The sequence below is a fragment of the Sphingobacterium sp. B29 genome (assembly GCF_001952815.1).
Taxonomy (GTDB): Bacteria; Bacteroidota; Bacteroidia; order Sphingobacteriales; family Sphingobacteriaceae; genus Sphingobacterium; species Sphingobacterium siyangense.
In genome coordinates this window covers 3,735,808-3,755,047 of sequence record NZ_CP019158.1, presented here as the reverse complement: position 1 = coordinate 3,755,047, position 19,240 = coordinate 3,735,808, and the positions used below count along the sequence as shown (strand labels likewise).

Genomic DNA, 19,240 nt, shown 5'->3' with positions numbered 1-19,240 from the left:
AACTCCAGTTTGTTGGAGCGTGCGGCGTTTTTCTAACAGGTAGGAGCTTCGTCATCATTTAAAACAACAATCTAATGAAAAAAATGATCAAGGGTTTGCTGGCAATGGCATTGTGTTTTCAGCTTTCTTCGGTATTTGCGTGGGGGACAACAGGGCATCGTGTCGTGGCTGAAATTGCGGAACGCCATTTGACTAAAAAAGCCAAAAAGAATATTGGAAAAATTATTGGACAGCAAAAGCTGGCCTATTGGGCCAACTGGGGGGATTTTATCAAATCAGATCCCAATCCTGAATTTAAAAAACTGGGGAATTCTCATTTTATAAATTTAAACTCAAATTTACCCTGGGCCGATTTTCAATTGGGTTTAGAAAATTCAGCTGATGAGAATCTGTATAAGACAGCGCTCCGTATTGAGAAATCCTTTGCAGATAAGACTATTCCAATGGATCAACAAAAGCAAAACCTGTATTTCTTGATCCATATTTTGGGCGATGCGCATCAACCCATGCATGTTAGCCGTGCCGAGGATCAAGGAGGTAATAAGATTGAAGTAAGCTGGTTTGGAAAAAAATCAAATATTCACCGTGTTTGGGATAGTGATTTGGTAGACAATGAGAAGTATAGTTATACCGAGTTTGCAACTGTTTTAGATGTGAATAACAAAAAAGAGAATGAACAGCTGGCGGCTGGAGAGCTCGCTAACTGGTTGTATGAATCAAATCAATTGGCTGAAAAGATTTACGCTGACGTAGCTAATAATGCCAATTTATCGTACTCCTATGTTTATCAAAACAAGGATATTATGGAGCAATGTATGCTAAAAGGTGGCTTAAGGCTAGCTAAAGTATTAAACCGAATTTTTGGTTAATATTACGGCTACCATAAATTATTAAAAAGGCGTATCCTGAAACGATACGCCTTTTTTGTCGTAGTACGTCATTGCGATCACATTGATTTTATGCTTTCATTTAAACAATGTCCCTAAATTAGTTGTTTCCTCTATATTAAAATCAATTTCAATGACTATCCCGCAATTATTCAAAAAAATTGTTCCCTTTGCCAAACCTTATCGTCAGTTGATTATTTATACCTTGCTATTAACGGTAGTGGGGTCTTTTGCTGCGCAAATAAACGCTTTTATTTTGCGTTATACCGTCGATCAAATTAATGACCTGATGGTCGCCAAAGAACCCTTATCAAAAGGCATGTATCTAGTAGGCATGATCAGTATTATTTTGTTAATTAAAGAAATTGTCTACGCTTTTGTTCAGTTTGGTCAGAAATTTTACGGAGAGAAACTTCGAATTTATATCGCACGAGACTTCTCTCAATCCATTGTAAACCGCATTTTAACCTATAAGTTGGCTTTTTATACCTCAAGTGATAATGAAAGTGGAAAATTGGCTACCCGAATAGACGCCGGTATTAGCTCGTTGACACGTTTAGTCCAAAATTTCTTTATTGATATTCTGCCTTTGTTTGCAAATGCAATCATAGCATTAATCTGTATGTTCTATGCTAATGTATATGTAGGGCTGGTGGGAGTGGCTGTTATTCCTTTGTACCTTTATATTAGTCAGACTCAAGCCTCCAAGTTGACAGGCTTTAGGCGGCAGATGCGCAATTACAGGGAGTCGAAAAATAATCGGATCATTAGTTTGATCGATTCAATTTTAGTAATTAAATCATTCGTTCGGGAGCCAGAAGAAGCTAAACGTCATGAAAAGATCCAATTTGAAATGACGGAGAATCAAATGGAAACTCGAAAAACGAGTTTTCTTTATGATAGCATTAAAAATTTTGTCGAACAGATTGCTGTCGTTATTATCATCGTTTTAACAGCTTATCTTGTTCTCTCTGGCCAAATTACTATTGGTGCGATTATGTTTCATATCATGTTATTTAATAACGTTTCGGCGCCGATACGTCAGTTGCACCGTATTTATGATGAGGTAAACGATGCCCTGATCTATTCAGAATCTTTCTTCGAAATTTTGGAATCTGACGAGCATATTGAATCAAAGGGTAATTATAAGCCAGCACATATTCAAGGACATTTGGCGTTACGGAATGTATTTTTTGAATATCCAAATGGAACCGTTGCTTTAAAGGACGTGAATTTTGAGATCAAGCCGAATGAAATCACAGCTTTAGTGGGGCTGAGTGGGGCCGGGAAAAGCACGATTATCAACTTATTGGATAAATTTTACGAACCCAGCAGCGGCCAAATTTTTTTGGATGGGGTAGATCTGGCAAAGTATGATACAGCGTTTCTCCGTCGACATATCGGTATGGTATTGCAGCGTAATCATATTTTTAAAGGGACTATCTTTGAAAATATCGAATATGGTAAGATAGGAAGTTCTAGGGAAGAAATCATTGAAGCAGCCAAGAAAGCCTATATTCATGAGCAGATTATGGATCTGCCCAAAGGTTACGATTCCGATGCGCAGTCACTATCAGGGGGCCAACAGCAGCGGATCGCCATAGCCCGTTTATTTTTAAAAAATCCACCGATTATTTTTCTCGACGAACCTACGGCTAATTTGGACGCCATCGCGACCGAACAGATTAAAAATAGTTTGGATGCCATAAAGAAAGACCGTACAGTAATTATCGTTTCCCATAGTATCTCTCAGATCATCGATTCCAATGCCATTGTGGTTATGGAAAAGGGAATGGTGGTGGAGAAAGGGCAACATGAAGATCTATACGCACATAAAGGAACTTATTATGATATTTTCTCAGCAATGGCCAATAGTTTAAACCTGAGTAAAATAAGCAGAACATTACAAACAGATGAAAGGTGAGGTATTATTAACTTGTGCGACTATGTAGAATCATGCCAATGACCACCATGACAATACCAATACAGGAATATACATTTGGAAGCGCCACCTGCAGGATAAGAATTTCGCCAACCAACGTAAAAATGACTTCCATGGCCTGTGTTGCCTCTACAGCTGCCAATGCTTTATGGTCCTGATGAACGAAATCGGTAGCTGAGAAAAATAAAAGTGTGGCAATTACTCCCGAACAGATGGCTACTAAAAAGGTTTGGAAGAGTTGACTGTCAGTGGGTAGACCATTATCTAAATAGCCAAATAGGCTCAGGATAATCCAAAATGGCATACTACAGAGTGTCATGCCGAGTGTACGTTGAAAAGCATCCAATCTATTGTTCGATATTTTCATCATTTTACGGTTACCTAAGGGATAGGCAATAGCGCCGATCAACACTGGGATGGTTCCCAATAGCATTGTTTTTAAGGAAGTTGACTGAGCTTCTGAAATTTGCATCAAAAGAATACCTAAAAAAATAAGGATGGAGAAGAGGAGTGAAGCTTTTGAAATACTTTTTCGTTGCCCTTTTTTATCAAGTAGCGGACCAATAAACATGCCGGCTATAATGGTGAATTCGAAGGTGCTAGCTACGAGCCAAGATGGGCCATAATTTGCGCCATAGGTAAGTGTTGCATAGAATAGCCCGAATCCGATCGTACTCCAAAGAAGCCATTGCCAAAGGTTGGATCTGATTTCTTTGAGTAAATCGATGAGGTTTCCTCTTATGGCAACAATGATAAGTAAGATTGGAAGCATCCAAATAAAACGTAAAGAGGCTGTCCATTGCCAACTTCCGCCGGAGACTGCCATAATTCGGTTTAGAACGAAGGTGCTGGCAAAAAATAATGCAGCTAGCGTTCCTAAAAAAAAGTGCATTTTTTTTATTCTTTTTTATTGTAAATTGGATTGGCATAAATAAAAGGAGTGCGATGTATACTTAACTTTGTGAAAGTAAGCAAATGTCCGTTCAAATGGAAATGAAACAAAAACTAATTGATTTTTATCGCGATTTTCTCATTTAAAATTCCTTATTTTGCCTAATCAATAAAACAAGTAGTAAGAAAATTAATCAAGATGATTATACAACCAAGAACTAGAGGTTTTATTTGTTTAACCTCGCATCCACAAGGGGCTGCGCAAAACATTAAAAATCAAATTGAATACGTGAAATCCAAAGGTGAGATCGCGAATGGTCCAAAGAAAGTATTGGTAATCGGTGCTTCTACTGGATTTGGTATTGCATCTCGGATTTCTGCAGCATTTGGTTCTGGAGCTGCTACAATCGGTGTATTTTTTGAAAAACCTGCAGCAGAAGGTAAGCCAGGAACTGCTGGATGGTACAATTCGGCAGCTTTTGAGAAAGAAGCCCATGAGGCGGGATTATATGCCAAAAGTATCAATGGCGATGCTTTTTCGGACGAAGTGAAAAAACAAACTATTGAACTTATTAAAAAGGATCTAGGACAGGTTGATCTAGTGGTTTATAGTTTGGCATCACCACGCCGTACGCATCCAAAAACTGGCGTAGCACACGCTTCTGTTTTGAAACCTATCCAAGAACCTTTTACAAACAAAACGGTAGATTTTCATACGGGTGTAATTTCAGACATTACCATTCAGCCTGTTGAAAATGAAGAAGATATTGCGAATACTGTAGCTGTTATGGGTGGAGAAGACTGGAAGTTTTGGATCGAAGATCTTAAAGCTGCTGGTGTGTTAGCTGAAGGAGCAAAAACAGTTGCCTATTCTTACATAGGTCCTGAACTTACTTATCCAATTTACCGTAATGGTACGATTGGTCGTGCAAAGGATGATTTAGAAGGAACAGTGCCTGCAATAAACGCGATTTTGAGCGATATTAATGGTGTATCTTATGTATCGGTGAATAAAGCCTTGGTTACGCAATCAAGTTCAGCTATTCCAGTTGTTCCTTTATACATTTCTTTATTGTATAAAGTCATGAAGGAAAAAGGTATTCACGAAGGTACAATTGAACAAATGCAACGTTTGTTTGCTGAGCGACTTTATACCGCTGACGGAAAGGTATTGCTCGATGACAAAGGTCGTATCCGTGTTGATGACTTAGAAATGCGCGAAGATGTTCAGGCTGAAGTTGCAGCATTATGGGAGAAAGCAACAACTGAAAATTTAGCCGAAATTTCAGACATTGAAGGTTATCGTAACGAGTTTTTCAATTTGTTCGGTTTTAATTTCGACGGTATCGATTACAACGCTGATACCAATGAAGTTGTTGGTGCCTAGTATTGAAGGTTATTTAACGGATATACCTAAAAGAGCGGATAATGTTTAAACATTATCCGCTCTTTAAGGCATATCTTGATTATGTTTATGTTTAGGAGACTTGGTGTCAGCTCCGCCGTTTTGATAGAGTAGGTTGCCAACAACGGCAAAACCAATAGAGACCATAATGGTACTAAATGGGTATATCGCTGTCATCCCCAAATTATTGGCCACAAAGCCAATTAAAGGGCCTGTGATACCTAGTGAAATGTCTATAAATAGTCCGTAAGCAGCGAGAGCAGAGCCTTGTTGACTTTGATCTACCCGCTTAATGGCTTCGACACCAAGCGCTGGAAATACCAGTGAGAAGCCAAAACCCGTTAATGCTGCGCCCAATAGAGTCCATAATGGATCAATAGCCACGGCGATAACCATGAGACCTAATGCTTCAACGAAAAGACTCACTAAAGCAACTTTAAGTCCGCCATATTGGTCAATAACCTTATTGAAAATAAGCCGTGTTAAAATGAAGAATACGCCAAATATAGTTAAGCAAGCTGCGCCATTTTGCCAATCGAAATGTTCATAGTAAAGCGTCATAAAAGTGGAGATACTGCCAAAGCCTAGACCTCCTAAAGCAAGACAGATTCCAAAAGGTGCTACTAAAAGCAATACGCGTTTAAAACTCACCTTTTCAGCCTTTTTTCGTGCCACTTGGTAGGGTGTTTTAGCGCGACAATAAAAATAACCAAGGAGGCCAACTGCACTGGTCAGTAGAGCCAAAGCTTCGTAATTGATATGATCCACCATCAAAACACCTAAGGGGGCACCAATAGCCAATGCACCATAGCTGGCTATTCCGTTGAAAGAAATCGCTTTTGCGGCATGTTCATCGCCGAGTTCCATTAATGCCCAATTTATTGGGCTCGCACCCACCAGCCCCTCTCCAATTCCAGTAAACAAGCGGGTAATAAGCAGAAGCCCTAAACTGATAAAAGGCTGTGATTTAAATAAGAAAACAAGGAGCAGAAGAAGTCCAGATAATGCAAAAAATAACATGCTACGCAAAACTGAAATCTTGGGGCCCTTGGTGTCCACAATTTTTCCTGCATAACCGCGGAGTAAGAATGTAGCAACATACTGAACACTAATGACCAATCCCGCAATAATTGTATTAAATCCTAAAGTCTGGTGAATAAAGATGGGAAGGGTTGCAAGCGATAGGCCGATTGTGAAATAACCAAGGAAAGTTAAAGAGACATAGCCTAAAATCTTTTGATTGACCTCCCGAAGAGAAATTGTCATTATAAAAAATTTTAGGCGAAATTACGTCTTTATGCTTGTTTTTAGAAATAAAATCAATAAACAACTGTCTCTTTAATATCACAATTTTTCTCGAGCCATTCTTGATCAAATTGTTTTGGTGAAATTCTTTTGCCTTGATAGATATAGTAAACTTTTTCAGATTCACCCTTTACTAAAGGGCCGGGGATTTTATTGACAATCTTCTCTTCAGGACAGTCTTGTATTAAAGCCTGTTCTTTGACTTGACGAGTTTTACATGAAGTGAACGCAATTACAAAGATAAAAAGGTACAGTAGTTTATTCATGAGTTTAGTTTTAATACAACTGTTAACGTAAGCACTATCTAAAATGCGACATCAATTTATTCAATAGTGTACAACTTTTTGATCGACTATTTGTTCTATAAAAGATACCTGAAAAATTAGAAACGCGACAGGAGAAATTGACATAGGAAAAATTAAATTGAATAATTGATCGTAGAAAACATGAGAAGAAAAGCAACAGCCCAATGGAATGGCAATCTGAAAGAAGGAAAAGGTAGTCTGACTACAGACAGTACAGCGTTGGATCATACGCAATATTCATTTTCGACACGTTTTGAAAATGGTATTGGGACAAATCCCGAAGAATTATTGGCAGCAGCGCACGCTGGATGTTTCACCATGCAATTGAGCGCTTATCTTTCTGAGTCTGGTTTTGTTCCCGAGGAATTAACGACAGTGTCGACAATTGTTTTCGAAAATGGTTCAATTGTGCGATCTGAACTGGAGCTGAAAGGAAAGGTCCCAGCGATTACAGAAGCTGAGTTTCAAACAATAGCGCATAAAGCGAAGGAAAACTGTCCTGTGAGTAAGGCTTTTAGTTTCGAGAAAACCTTAGATGCAAAGCTACTATGATAAAGGTACAGTATTGAACAAAAACCCGGCCTTTTTTCGTAAAAAGGAGAAAAAGCTGTTATTTTGAGGATATCATAAATAATTAGCAATATTGAATTTTAATCAATTGAGTTTTGGTTCAGAGAAAGAAAAATAAGTTAAGTTCAGCAGCGCTTGCGGAAAAGAATCTGGAGGCTGGAAAGGTCTTTTTGGAAAAGTATGCACAACAGGAAGGTGCTGTTGTATGTGCATCGGGTTTGCACTATAAGGTATTAACAAAGGGGGCGGGGCAGATTCCCAAAAAGTCCGCGAAAGTTATCTGTCATTATAAAGGCGAGCTTTTAGACGGAACTGTATTCGATAGTTCCTATAAGCGGAAGCGTCCCGAAACGTTTTATATCAATGAACTCATAGTCGGTTGGCAAGAAGCGATTTCAATGATGCCCGTTGGGTCAATCTGGGAAGTGTGTCTTCCACCAAAGCTGGCTTATGGAAAGGAAGAATTGTTACCTCGAAAAGGAGGGGAATGTACGTTGATATTTCAGATTGAGTTGATTGCCATTTTAGCTTAACGCAAAAAAGACTTTCATAAAAAAGCCCTCTAATAAGAGAGGGCTTTTTTATGAAAGTTTATTTTTTATTCTACTTCTTTGATTTTAGCATTGATTTCTGCAGTTTTAGCTTCGTCTTGCATAAAAATATAGTAGTTCTTTAAATTCGTTAAAGCATCTACATTTTTGGGCTGCAAAGAAACTGCTTTCTCCAAGTACGGAAGCACTGGCTTTAATTCTGCTTTAATCTTATTTAATTCTGCATCATATTGTGCCTGCGTCAATTTTCTGTTATTATTAACAACATTTAATTTTTCACGTGTTTTGTTCATCAACGTGATCGCCAAATTTGTATTTGCTTCAAAAAAGTTAGGGTCGATTTCCAAAGCCTTTTTGTATGCTGCAACTGCTGCATCCTCATTTTTTGCTGAAGATTGGGCAATACCTAAGTAATAATTTAAGCTTTTATTGTTTGGATCTTTTGCTAATTGTGCTGTAATGGCATCAATTGTTTCTTTTTCGTGACCTGTAATCAAATTCAATTCGATGTTTTGAGTCATTGCTGCATTGTCATCCGGATAAGCTTCAGCTGCTTTTTTCGCATATTCAAGTGCTGAAGTCGTATCTTGCATAGAGAGGTACAATTTAGGTAAATCGACCATAATCGTTTTATGCGAAGAGAAATCTTTTCTTGGAATTAGTTCTTTATAACGTTCCACAGCATTCTTATAATCTTTGTTTGATAGTGCTGCAACGCCACTGTAATAAGTAACTAATGTATCTCCAGGAAGATATGTCAATGCTTTTGTAAAGGAGCTATAAGACTCAGCATATTTTTGTGCTTGATAGGCTTCTGCACCCAAATTGAAATTATATTGTCCCAGAATTTGTTCTGCAACAGTAATATTCGCTTTATTTGCACCGTCTGTATCGAGCTGTTTTGCTCTGGCAATTCCGTCCTCAGCCAATTTCGCTAATTCAGATGACTTATCTATTGTTGATAGGTTTGCATTTACCAATGCGTATACCGTCCATGCCTCAGCATTATCTTTTGTTTTGTCATTGACAACAGCTGCGTCAATAGCTTCTTTTGCCGATTTCAAATTGGAGATACCCAATTGAACTGTACCAGCGTCTTTCAATTCTTGGAATTTCGCTAGGGCTGACTTCGCCTTTTTAACATTACCCGTCTGCGCAAAAGAAACTGAGGTAGATACAGTACCTATTGCTGCTAATAATAATAGAGATTTTAAATTCATATCTATTTAACTGTTAATTGATTCAATAATAAATTCACTCTGTCTAATTGTGATGCGTCATCAATAAGCTTATAATATTTAGCCAAAGCTTTAAGCGCATTGACATCATAAGGCTTAATCTCATTTGCCTTCAACAGATATTCGATGGTCAATTCTTGTATATCTTGGTTGGAAGGTTCCTTTAATAAAGTCTCCAGATTAATTAGTCCTAATGCAAGATTAGATTCATAATTATTCGGATCCAACCGCAATACATTATTATAATACTCTTTCGCTCGTTTTATATCATTGGCGTTTTCATAAGAATAGCCCGCAATATAGTTCAGTTCGACATTTTCAGGTTCTAAACGAATGGCATCAGCAATGACATTTAAGATAGCGTCATAAGAATTATTGGCCGAATACACATCAATTAGTCTAAAAAGTATCTGTTTATTTTCAGGAAATATAGCATGTCCTTTTTCAAGAACGTTCAAGACATCCTGTTTAGTACCTCCGAGCGAATAAATCTGTGCCAATTCAAGAAAGTAATTAGGTTTTGGATGTTCACTTTTAATGAGTTCATCATAATATTTGATCGAATTCATATAATCTTTATTCTTGCCCGAGAGTACGGCCAGATTATATTTGAGATCATTATTTTTGAAGCCAAGTGAATCTATTCGAAGGTAAGCTTTATACGCTTTGTCAAACTTACCATCTTTTAAAGCCAAAGCTCCCTGATAGGAGATGGCTCCAGCAAGATTTTGACGAATATAGTCCATCTCTGCAGGAAAGTTTCGACGTGCTTTTTTTTGATCCAGAAGCTTAAGTGATTTGATGGATACGTCGATAGGATCCATTTTATATGGCTGCTTCCTTGTTGAATCTGCAACTGCCAAGGAGCTATATACCAATGCTCTTAAAAGATTATTGTTGACGGAAGCTGAATCTTTCTTCGATTGGAAGGCAGCGTCTGCAAACTTTCGCGCATTTTCAAGATTTTTAAATTCGCCAGTTTTGGTATATAAAGCAAAACTGTTGCTGCCCTCTTTCAGATTGGATTGGGCAACAACAGTTAAACTACTTGCAGATATTAACAATGATATCAGTAAGTTTTTCATTAGACTATTTATTCTTCGTTTGAGTCCGTGTTTTCTTCAGAAGTCGAATCGCCATTTTCCGTTGACTCTTCGGTCATTTCAGACTCTTCTTCAGATTCTTCTTCACGATCGACTTTCGTAATAGAAGCGATCTCGTCGTTATCTTTTAAATTAATGAGTCTTACACCTTGTGTCGCACGTCCCATTACTCTTAATTCTTCCACAGCAATACGGATAACAATACCAGACTTGTTGATGATCATTAAATCTTCGTTGTCTGTAACGCCTTTTATCGCAACGAGTTCGCCTGTTTTATCTGTAACGTTGATTGTTTTCACACCTTTACCACCACGATTCGTTACGCGATAATCTTCGATATCTGTCCGTTTTCCGTATCCTTTTTCAGAAACGACCAACACGGTAGTTTCCGAATCATTCACACTAATCATGCCAATCACTTCATCACTTTCAGCTCCCAAGGTGATACCACGTACACCTGTTGCTGTTCTGCCCATTGGACGAACTGTAGATTCATTGAAACGAATTGCTCGACCAGAACGGAGAGCCATGACAATTTCACTGCTTCCAGTAGTCAAACAAGCTTCAATTAATTGATCGCCTTCATTAATATTGATGGCATTGATACCGTTTGCTCTTGGACGAGAATAGGCTTCCAACGACGTCTTCTTAATCGTACCTTTTTTGGTACACATAATAATGAAGTTGTTTTCCAAATATTCTTGGTCCTTCAAGTTCTTCACCAGGATGAAGGCCTTGATTTTTTCTTCTTTTGGAACATTGATGATATTTTGAAGCGCTCGACCTCTAGAAGTACGGCTTCCTTCAGGAATCTCAAATGCACGCAACCAGAAACAGCGACCTGCCTCTGTAAATAGCAGCATATAGTTATGTGCTGAGGCTGTGATGATATGCTCGGTAAAATCTTCTTCGCGTGTGTTTGTGCCAATTGATCCACGACCACCGCGGCCTTGGCGTTTGTATTCGGATAATGGAGTACGTTTTACGTAACTATTGTGGGAGATTGTGATAACGATTTCCTCATCATCAATAAAATCTTCCATACGCATATCTTCAGCAGAGTGTACAATCTGAGATCTACGTTCGTCGCCATATTTTTCCTTGATTTCAATCAACTCGTCTTTGATAATTTTCATACGAAGCTCTTCGTCTTCCAATATCGATTTCAAATAGTCAATTGTTTTCATCAATTCAGCATATTCCTCTTTAATCTTATCACGTTCCAGTCCTGTTAGACGACGTAAGGTCATATCGAGGATCGCGCGAGCCTGAAGGTCGGACAGTCCAAATTTTTCCATTAATCCAACGCGTGCATCTTCTGGTGTATCCGAGTTACGGATCAATTTGATGACTTCATCCAAATGATCTAGGGCAATTAAATACCCTTCTAGAATATGAGCACGTTTTTCAGCTTCTGCCAGTTCATAGCGTGTACGTCTAACGATTACATCATGTCTATGCTCCACAAACTCATGAATCATATCTTTCAGATTCAACAGCATTGGCCTTCCTTTAACTAAAGCAATATTGTTTACTGAAAATGAAGTTTGTAGCGCTGTATATTTAAACAAATTGTTTAAAACAACATTTGCATTTGCATCACGTTTGATGTCGTACACAATACGCATACCCGTACGATCAGATTCATCACGGATGGCAGAGATACCTTCTAGTTTCTTCTCATTAACCAGTTCGGCTGTACGCTCGATCATATTCGCCTTGTTCACCTGATAGGGGATTTCGGTAACAATAATCTGCTCTCTTCCAGACTTGGTTGCTTCTATTTCAGCTTTTGCACGCATGACAATACGGCCACGTCCCGTATTACAAGCATCTTGAACCCCGGCATAGCCGTAGATCAATGCACCTGTAGGGAAGTCTGGGCCTTTGATGTGCTGCATCAATTCTGGAACCTCAATATCACGATTATCAATAAAAGCGATTGTACCATCGATAACCTCAGATAGGTTATGTGGAGCCATATTTGTAGCCATACCTACAGCAATACCCGAAGCTCCATTTACCAGGAGGTTTGGAATACGCGTAGGAAGGACTGTTGGTTCTTGTAAGGAATCGTCAAAGTTATTTTGGAAATCAACAGTGTCTTTGTTGATATCGGATAGCATTTCCTCGGCAATTTTCTTTAATCTTGCCTCAGTGTAACGCATCGCCGCAGGTGGATCGCCATCAATGGAACCGTAGTTACCTTGACCATCTACCAAAGGGTAGCGTAAACTCCAATCTTGAGCCATACGAACCATGGTGTCATAAACGGACGAATCACCATGTGGGTGATATTTACCTAATACGTCACCAACGATACGGGCAGACTTTTTGTAAGGCTTGCCACTGGTAACCCCTAAGTCCAGCATGCCATAAAGAACACGTCTGTGTACTGGTTTCATGCCATCACGGGCATCAGGAAGTGCTCTTGATACAATGACAGACATGGAATAGTCAATGTAGGCAGACTTCATCTGATCCTCGATGTTGATTGGGATAATCCGGTCGTTTGCCGGAACAAGATTGTTGTCGTTTTCTGTTTCTTCAGCCATATGAATTTGGTTTCAATAAAACTAGTAAGCAAGCCCTGTAAACTGGCTTGCTACGCATGCGAAGTTACAAAAATTTAACCTCAAAAGCGAATGATTTAAGCCCTAATATACACAAAAAAGACAATCTTTTATGGATTGTCTTGGTACTTATGGGGTATCGTTTTTATTTGATTTTTTTAAAGCGGAGCCGAATCGAATTGCCTATGACAATTAAGTCTGAAAAGGCCATGCTTAAGGCTGCAAGCATAGGTCCGAGAAAGCCCACAGCGGCAAGCGGTATGGCCACAATATTGTACGCGAAGGCCCAAAATAGATTTTGTTTTATTGTCAATAGGGTATGGTGACCAATCTTTAGCAGCTTTTCAATGGATTTGAGATCATTGTTTAATAAAACCACCTTTGCCGATTGAATAGCAATATGTGTCGAATCACCGAGCGAGATGCCAACATCGGCAGCAGCTAATGCCGGAGCGTCATTGATACCGTCACCAACCATTGCAGTAGGACCATTCTTTTTGAGCTTGAACAATATCTCTAGTTTTTCTTCTGGCGACTTATCCCAGTATACATCAGCAATACCAAGCTTCTGTGCTGTGCGTTCACATTTACTTTGTCGATCCCCACTTAAAAGAATAGGGCGTATCCCTTTATCTTTGAGGTATTGGATGAGTTCCTTTGCATAAGGCTTAATCTGATCTTCCAATACAATGCCAGCAATTACAACGCCATTGATTGTTAAGGCAAGATCATAGCGATTGGAGTAGTCCTTTTCACCAAGTTTTGCATTACAAATGGAATAGTTATTACCATTTGTGTCTGTAGCAAATATCCCTTTCCCTTTTATTTCATTGACTTCCTTAAAGATAATGCGGTAAGATTTTATCTCCTTGAGTTGTTTTCGGATCGACTTGGCAATCGGATGACTCGAATAACTCTCCAATTGTGCTATGATCGATTCGACCTGCGATTGTTCAATACCAAAGGTCTGAATCGCTTTGATATTAAAATCGCCAGTTGTTAAGGTGCCCGTTTTGTCAAATACCATCTGTTTGAGATCGGACATCTCCTCAATGGTGCTTCCGCCTTTAATCAGTATTCCTTTTTTTGCAGCTCTTCCCAGACCAACCATGACAGCCGTAGGTGTTGCTAACCCCATGGCGCATGGGCAAGATACAACAAGTGTAGCTATCGCATTCATGAGGGATTGTTGGAGCGGTAATTGTGCAATAAAGTAAGTAATAAAAAAAGTGAAAAATGATATCGTAACGACGATTGGGACGAAATAAGCGGCTACTTTATCACCGAATTTTTGAATAGGTGGCTTTTTACTTTGCGCATCTTTAATTAATTGAATAATTTGATACAGTACACTTTTAGACCCAACTTTGGTCGCCACGATTCTGATGTTTCCTTCAGTTAGTAACGTACCACCAATCACTGCATCATATTTGAGTTTTTCGATAGGTAGACTTTCTCCGGTTAACATAGATTCGTCCACCCAAGCCTGTCCTTCCAAAATATCACCATCAGCAGGTATCTGATTTCCGGAATTTACCTTTAAAATATCACCTGATTTAATTTCTCTGGCTAGTATCTCTACTTCTTGGTCGTCTTCAATTTTAATAGCTGGTATATCTTGATATTTAACCAACTCTTTGATAGCTGAAGTGGTTTTGGTAACGGCTCTTTTTTCGAGGACATTCCCCAAAAATACCAATGTTATGATTGTTGCACATGTTTCGTAGAACTGGTAATCATGACCTAGATTATAATATGTTCCAATGAGGCTATAGCTAAAAGCAGCTGTAGATCCAACAAAGATGAGTACATCCATATTGGGCATTTTGTTCCAAATGGAACGGAATGCGCTGATTCCAAAATAGGAAAAACCAATGATATAAACTGGGACACATAACGCAAGTTGGATATAAGGATCATGCAGAATGGGTAAGTCTGTAAACATGTGGCTCCACAGGGGTATGGTGAAGATGAGGCAGCAAAGGAACTTAAAATCAATAGATTTCCAAAAGTTAGGCTTATTATCCTTACCCGAAATAACTTTGTAACCCAAAGACTCGATACCTTTGACTAGCACAGGTATTTGTTCCAGGGGAATCTCCGAAAATTTCACTTCATCTGAGGCGAAATCGACGTAGATATCCTTAGCGCCGTTGTTTTCTAGGTATTTGTGGATTGAAATAGCACAATTTGCACAATGCATTCCGCTTACGTTAAGTTCAGTTTGCACGTTCGATTCCTTCATTTAATAGCATGTAATGTCTTTAGGCAAAGATAGCTATTTCCTGATAATGCTTTTTACGTAAAGTAAAATTGTTTAGTTTAGCAAGCCTGTTTGGGACCGTTTTACATGAACTATCGTGCATAGTGAATGGAGAACACTAAAATTTGACTAGATAGACAACTTAAGCTTGTGTAAAAAATGACAAAACCAATTTCAATTTCTTTTATTGTACGAATTATACTGCTAATTGCGTTAACGGCATCATTTGTTCAATTTGAAACCTTTTATACGCAGCGGGAGGTTATCCGGAATATGGCTTACGGCTTAAATACTTTTCTAACAGCTAGTGTCCTGATCTCAATCGGTCATTTTATCCTTGTAAAACTATACAACAGTCGAAATGAACAGCAGGTTGTCCGGGGTAATTTTGTGCTCGGAATTACACGTGTGGCTACAGTAGGTAATGTTTTTTTTATTATAGTCAGCCTAATGATAGCGGTTGGTATTAATCCAAAAGATTTTATCACCAGCATGACAATTGTCGCAATGGCGATTGCGGTAATTTTTAGAGAATATATCACGAATATGATATCCGGTTTAATTATTATGTTTTCGGATCAATTTTCTGTAGGAGATCGCATAAAAATAGGTGAATATCAGGGGAAAATTGTTGATATCACATTGGCCAATCTGGTTGTGCGCGATGAAGATGATGATGCTGTGATGATTCCCAATAATTTGGTGTTTACAGCGACGTTGGTCAATAAGACTTCTCAAAAGTCAAATAAAATTGTTGTAAAGTTTGAATTGCCGATCGATCGCTCATTTGCAGTGGCGGAATTGGAACAGTATTTAAGCCCATTATTTCAGAAAAATCCAAATTTAGATCATTCCCAGGGCTTTACAATTAAGGTCGCCGACATGACTAAAGACTATATCAAGTATAAAGTTGAGGTTAGTACAATCTCTTCCAGCAACAAAATACATCAACAGGTCCAGAGCAACATATTAAATGAAATCCTCCAGTTTACAAGAATGCAGGGTTAAATCTTTCTTACTTTGACATTTTTAACAAAGTGGTGGCTTCCTTTTTCTAAAATGAGATCCGCGCGATATCTAGTCGGCAAAATGTTTTTAAGTAGATTGGGCTTATTAATTTCGTTCCAGATATTTACAGCCATGGCATGGCTTTCATCAACTGTCATATTTGCATATTTATGGAAAAATGAAGCCGGATTTTGAAATGCCGTAGCACGCAGTGATTCAAATCGATTGGTATACCATTCAATAAGATTTTTCTCGCTGGCATGTACATAGATTGAATAATCAAAAAAGTCGGAAACGAATACGCTATGTCCCTTTCGTGGTCGTTGGGAATTGACTTGTAATACATTTATCCCTTCTACAATGAGGATATCGGGTTGTTCAATCACTTGTTGCTGTTCGTCTGGCAAGACGTCATAGACCAAGTGGCTGTATACTGGTACCGCAATTTTTGGAGCCCCTGATTTCACTGCTGAAAGAAAATGAATCAATCTTTTAGCATCATAGCTTTCAGGAAAGCCTTTTCGGTTTAGAATACCGCGTTCGATAAGTTGTTGGTTGGGGTATAGAAAACCGTCTGTGGTCACCAAATCAACCTTCGGTTTGGATGGGAGTAAACTTAGGACGCGCTGCAAAACCCGGGCAGTAGTACTTTTTCCGACAGCGACCGACCCAGCTATACCAATGATATAAGGCAGTTTGCTCTCTTCTTTGCCAAAGAACCGGTTTGTACGCTGGTGAAGACTCTGGAAACGATCAATATGAATCTCAAGTAGATGACTTAAGGGAAAGTAGACTTCTTCTATTTCCTGATTTGTCAAAGGTTCATTCAGTGCATGTAGATTTTCCAGGTCTTCGACACTGAAATTGTGCAATACCTTCCCGTTTAAATTTTTCCAATCTTCCCGTTTGATCGATCTAAAAGGCGAGTCTATTGCTATTTGCGGATCCAATTGCATCGTTTGCTTTATTTTTATTACAAATATCTATATTGCAGGACAAGTAAACCTTTACTATTCGATTCTATCGAAATTAAAGGTCTTTTTTGCGCGGACAAATATAAATAGTGTTATCCGTTATCCCAAGAAACATTATAAATGATTTGAAGTTATTACAATAGGATTTGTTAATATTTTATGAACAGGACACTTTTCAGCTATTTTAAACAAACGCTGCTTTTGAACCTCATCTAAATCTCCTTTAAAGCTAATAAAGCATTGTATATAGGTCGTTTGTTGCTGTTCACTTGTTTGCACCTCATAAGATAAACGCACCAGCACTTCTTCCAGGGGCCAGTTTTTGCGGTCAGCATACATTTTGACTGTAATGGCTTTGCAGCTCCCTAAAGAGGATAGTAATAGTGGAGTAGGGTTTATGCCCTGATCTTCACCACCTACATCTTCGGGTTCATCAACCGTTATTTGATGCTTGCCGTATTGTACGGTAGTTGTATAGGGTATTTTCCCTATTGAAACGATTACTTCATTGTCCATAAGCGATTAAAATTATGATTCCACGTTTTCTAATAGCCCTTCAATGATGAGGCTTCCTGTTGCAGGGTTTGTTGCCAAAGGGACATTATAAAGATCACATACACGCATGAGCATTTGAATATCTGGTTCATGTGCGTGTTTTCCGAGTGGATCGCGAAAGAAAATAATACCATCAACTTTTCTTTCGGCCGCCAAAGCTGCGATTTGTGCATCACCACCCATGGGGCCACTCAATTTCAATTCCACAGGCAAGCCCGTCTGTCTAACATAAGATCCCGTAGTACCTGTGGCAATGATATTGGCGCGCTCCAATAATTCCTGGTGGTCTTTGACAAATGCGACCATTTCAGGTTTTTTGCCGTCGTGGGCTATTAGTGCAATTGTTTTTTTCATCAGTATATAATTATATGTAAAAGAATCGGCTCAAATCTAAAAACAGAACCTTTCTAGATCCGTTTTGTATACTATTTAAAAAATATATAGGATATAATAATTGCGGCTATCACACCAGCCAATTCAGCTAGCAGAGCGCAGGGTAATGCATGTCGTGTACGCTTTATTCCCACTGCACCAAAATATACCGCGAGGACATAAAAAGTAGTTTCTGTTGATCCCTGAATAACACAAGCAACCCTGGCAGCGAAGTCCATTGGCCCCTTGGCATTCATCAAATCGACCATAAGTCCGCGTGCACCGGATCCACTGAGCGGTTTCATAAAGGCTACAGGTAAAGCATCTACAAACGATGTATCTAGACCACATAATGCGATAGCTTTGGAAATTCCAGCGACCATATAGTCCATGGTTCCTGATGCTCTAAATACAGCGATACCGACAAGCATCGCGACGAGATAGGGTATTATTTTTACAGAGACTTCGAAGCCCTCTTTGGCACCCTCTATAAATGAATCGTATACATTCACTTTACGGAAAAGAGCCAAACCTATAAAAGAGGTGAATAAGCTAAATAAAATAAGATTGCCGAATACCTTGCTGAATATTTCAATTTCTGTTTGTTGGAGTCCTGAAAAGTAATAAAGTAGTCCACCGATAAATAGTCCCATTGCTCCCAGGTATCCTAGAATTACACGATTAAATAAATTGATTTTTTGGTAGATGGAAACGAGAATCAATGCCACCAATGTGGAAAAGAAGGTTGCGATCAGAATTGGCAGAAATACATCTGAAGGATCTGGTGCACCAGCTTCTTTCCGATAAGCCATAATTGAAATGGGCAAGAGGGTTAAGCTAGATGCATTGAGCACAATAAACATGATTTGTGCATTGGTAGCTGTTTCCTTATTTGGATTGAGCTCCTGGAGTTCTTTCATGGCTTTAAGCCCTAATGGCGTTGCCGCATTATCTAATCCTAGTGCATTAGCCGAGAAATTCATAAGAATAGAACCAAGCGCAGGGTGATTTTTGGGTATCTCTGGGAATAGTTTATGGAAAAAAGGGCCCACGATTTTTGCGAAGATATTGATCATACCGCCTTTTTCGCCAATTTTCATAATCCCAAGTGCAAAACTCATCATGCCGATCAGTCCTAAAGAGATTTCTGCTCCTGTTTTTGCACTGTCAAAGATTGAATTTACAATTTGCTGAAAGATTTCCGTATCTCCGAAAAAGATTAGTTTTACAAGGGCTACGGCAAATGTGATTAAGAAAAATGCAACCCAAACGTAGTTTAATGCCATATAGATTTAAAA

At 38.8% G+C, this 19,240-nt stretch carries 17 protein-coding genes; 6 read left to right on the top strand and 11 right to left on the bottom strand.

All coding sequences use genetic code 11. From position 1 onward, the window contains the following. The first annotated feature begins 74 nt into the window (after window positions 1–74). The gene (locus BV902_RS15880; RefSeq protein WP_075992774.1) at window positions 75–869 is read left to right on the top strand and encodes a S1/P1 nuclease; all 795 of its coding nucleotides are present in this window, start codon (window positions 75–77) and stop codon (window positions 867–869) included. Between the two features lie 151 nt (window positions 870–1,020). Beyond that, window positions 1,021–2,811 (top strand): ABC transporter ATP-binding protein, encoded by a 1,791-nt coding sequence (locus BV902_RS15875; RefSeq protein WP_075992773.1) that lies wholly within the window; start codon window positions 1,021–1,023, stop codon window positions 2,809–2,811. 7 nt (window positions 2,812–2,818) lie between these two features. On the opposite strand, the gene BV902_RS15870 is transcribed toward BV902_RS15875, so the two are convergent. Continuing rightward, complete coding sequence (locus tag BV902_RS15870) at window positions 2,819–3,721, bottom strand: DMT family transporter (protein WP_075992772.1); 903 nt, start codon at window positions 3,719–3,721, stop codon at window positions 2,819–2,821. Window positions 3,722–3,919: 198 nt separating this feature from the next. Here BV902_RS15870 and fabV point away from each other — a divergent pair, with 198 nt between their 5' ends. Then, complete coding sequence (fabV, locus tag BV902_RS15865; protein WP_075992771.1) at window positions 3,920–5,107, top strand: enoyl-ACP reductase FabV; 1,188 nt, start codon at window positions 3,920–3,922, stop codon at window positions 5,105–5,107. A 63-nt stretch (window positions 5,108–5,170) separates the two neighbouring features. Here the strand turns inward: fabV and BV902_RS15860 are convergent, their stop codons facing one another. Then, entirely contained in the window at window positions 5,171–6,391 is a 1,221-nt protein-coding gene (locus BV902_RS15860; RefSeq protein ID WP_075992770.1) for an MFS transporter, read from the bottom strand. 53 nt (window positions 6,392–6,444) lie between these two features. Then, window positions 6,445–6,696, bottom strand: coding sequence for a hypothetical protein (locus tag BV902_RS15855; RefSeq protein ID WP_075992769.1), 252 nt, complete (start codon window positions 6,694–6,696; stop codon window positions 6,445–6,447). Window positions 6,697–6,876: 180 nt separating this feature from the next. Here BV902_RS15855 and BV902_RS15850 point away from each other — a divergent pair, with 180 nt between their 5' ends. Both BV902_RS15850 and BV902_RS15845 read left to right on the top strand, forming a co-directional pair. Further along, window positions 6,877–7,287, top strand: coding sequence for an OsmC family protein (locus tag BV902_RS15850; RefSeq protein ID WP_075992768.1), 411 nt, complete (start codon window positions 6,877–6,879; stop codon window positions 7,285–7,287). Window positions 7,288–7,400: 113 nt separating this feature from the next. Beyond that, window positions 7,401–7,838: an FKBP-type peptidyl-prolyl cis-trans isomerase gene (locus tag BV902_RS15845; RefSeq protein WP_075992767.1), complete on the top strand. Its 438-nt coding sequence runs from the start codon at window positions 7,401–7,403 to the stop codon at window positions 7,836–7,838. A gap of 65 nt (window positions 7,839–7,903) precedes the next feature. Here BV902_RS15845 and BV902_RS15840 read toward each other — a convergent pair whose 3' ends face one another. From BV902_RS15840 to BV902_RS15825, 4 genes are all read right to left on the bottom strand, one after another. Continuing rightward, window positions 7,904–9,076, bottom strand: a complete 1,173-nt coding sequence (locus BV902_RS15840) for a tetratricopeptide repeat protein (RefSeq protein WP_075992766.1) — start codon at window positions 9,074–9,076, stop codon at window positions 7,904–7,906. Between the two features lie 2 nt (window positions 9,077–9,078). Further along, window positions 9,079–10,179 carry a tetratricopeptide repeat protein gene (locus tag BV902_RS15835; protein WP_070568880.1) on the bottom strand — a complete coding sequence of 367 codons (1,101 nt, stop codon included), beginning with the start codon at window positions 10,177–10,179 and terminating at the stop codon, window positions 9,079–9,081. Window positions 10,180–10,187: 8 nt separating this feature from the next. After that, window positions 10,188–12,752, bottom strand: a complete 2,565-nt coding sequence (gene gyrA, locus BV902_RS15830; protein WP_075992765.1) for a DNA gyrase subunit A — start codon at window positions 12,750–12,752, stop codon at window positions 10,188–10,190. Between the two features lie 163 nt (window positions 12,753–12,915). Continuing rightward, window positions 12,916–15,015 carry a heavy metal translocating P-type ATPase gene (locus tag BV902_RS15825; protein ID WP_075992764.1) on the bottom strand — a complete coding sequence of 700 codons (2,100 nt, stop codon included), beginning with the start codon at window positions 15,013–15,015 and terminating at the stop codon, window positions 12,916–12,918. 177 nt (window positions 15,016–15,192) lie between these two features. Between BV902_RS15825 and BV902_RS15820 the strand changes: the two genes are divergently transcribed. Continuing rightward, window positions 15,193–16,041, top strand: coding sequence for a mechanosensitive ion channel family protein (locus BV902_RS15820; RefSeq protein WP_075992763.1), 849 nt, complete (start codon window positions 15,193–15,195; stop codon window positions 16,039–16,041). On the opposite strand, the gene coaA is transcribed toward BV902_RS15820, so the two are convergent. The 4 genes from coaA to BV902_RS15800 form a co-directional block, all read right to left on the bottom strand. Further along, window positions 16,038–16,997: a type I pantothenate kinase gene (coaA, locus tag BV902_RS15815; protein ID WP_075992762.1), complete on the bottom strand. Its 960-nt coding sequence runs from the start codon at window positions 16,995–16,997 to the stop codon at window positions 16,038–16,040. The genes BV902_RS15820 and coaA overlap by 4 nt on opposite strands. Window positions 16,998–17,129: 132 nt before the next feature. Further along, on the bottom strand, window positions 17,130–17,531 hold the full coding sequence (locus tag BV902_RS15810) for an OsmC family protein (RefSeq protein WP_075992761.1): 402 nt from the start codon (window positions 17,529–17,531) through the stop codon (window positions 17,130–17,132). 12 nt (window positions 17,532–17,543) lie between these two features. Then, window positions 17,544–17,924 (bottom strand): methylglyoxal synthase, encoded by a 381-nt coding sequence (locus BV902_RS15805; protein ID WP_075992760.1) that lies wholly within the window; start codon window positions 17,922–17,924, stop codon window positions 17,544–17,546. Between the two features lie 71 nt (window positions 17,925–17,995). Beyond that, window positions 17,996–19,228 carry a nucleoside recognition domain-containing protein gene (locus BV902_RS15800; RefSeq protein WP_075992759.1) on the bottom strand — a complete coding sequence of 411 codons (1,233 nt, stop codon included), beginning with the start codon at window positions 19,226–19,228 and terminating at the stop codon, window positions 17,996–17,998. Window positions 19,229–19,240: the final 12 nt, after the last annotated feature.

Bases quoted from the DNA above. Each gene is read 5' to 3' on its own strand.
- gyrA (WP_075992765.1), bottom strand. From the start codon at position 12,752: ATGGCTGAAGAAACAGAAAACGACAACAATCTTGTTCCGGCAAACGAC.
- BV902_RS15860 (WP_075992770.1), bottom strand. From the start codon at position 6,391: ATGACAATTTCTCTTCGGGAGGTCAATCAAAAGATTTTAGGCTATGTC.
- BV902_RS15840 (WP_075992766.1), bottom strand. From the start codon at position 9,076: ATGAATTTAAAATCTCTATTATTATTAGCAGCAATAGGTACTGTATCT.
- BV902_RS15805 (WP_075992760.1), bottom strand. From the start codon at position 17,924: ATGAAAAAAACAATTGCACTAATAGCCCACGACGGCAAAAAACCTGAA.
- BV902_RS15835 (WP_070568880.1), bottom strand. From the start codon at position 10,179: ATGAAAAACTTACTGATATCATTGTTAATATCTGCAAGTAGTTTAACT.
- BV902_RS15855 (WP_075992769.1), bottom strand. From the start codon at position 6,696: ATGAATAAACTACTGTACCTTTTTATCTTTGTAATTGCGTTCACTTCA.
- BV902_RS15810 (WP_075992761.1), bottom strand. From the start codon at position 17,531: ATGGACAATGAAGTAATCGTTTCAATAGGGAAAATACCCTATACAACT.
- BV902_RS15870 (WP_075992772.1), bottom strand. From the start codon at position 3,721: ATGCACTTTTTTTTAGGAACGCTAGCTGCATTATTTTTTGCCAGCACC.
- BV902_RS15850 (WP_075992768.1), top strand. From the start codon at position 6,877: ATGAGAAGAAAAGCAACAGCCCAATGGAATGGCAATCTGAAAGAAGGA.
- BV902_RS15875 (WP_075992773.1), top strand. From the start codon at position 1,021: ATGACTATCCCGCAATTATTCAAAAAAATTGTTCCCTTTGCCAAACCT.
- BV902_RS15800 (WP_075992759.1), bottom strand. From the start codon at position 19,228: ATGGCATTAAACTACGTTTGGGTTGCATTTTTCTTAATCACATTTGCC.
- fabV (WP_075992771.1), top strand. From the start codon at position 3,920: ATGATTATACAACCAAGAACTAGAGGTTTTATTTGTTTAACCTCGCAT.
- coaA (WP_075992762.1), bottom strand. From the start codon at position 16,997: ATGCAATTGGATCCGCAAATAGCAATAGACTCGCCTTTTAGATCGATC.
- BV902_RS15880 (WP_075992774.1), top strand. From the start codon at position 75: ATGAAAAAAATGATCAAGGGTTTGCTGGCAATGGCATTGTGTTTTCAG.
- BV902_RS15825 (WP_075992764.1), bottom strand. From the start codon at position 15,015: ATGAAGGAATCGAACGTGCAAACTGAACTTAACGTAAGCGGAATGCAT.
- BV902_RS15820 (WP_075992763.1), top strand. From the start codon at position 15,193: ATGACAAAACCAATTTCAATTTCTTTTATTGTACGAATTATACTGCTA.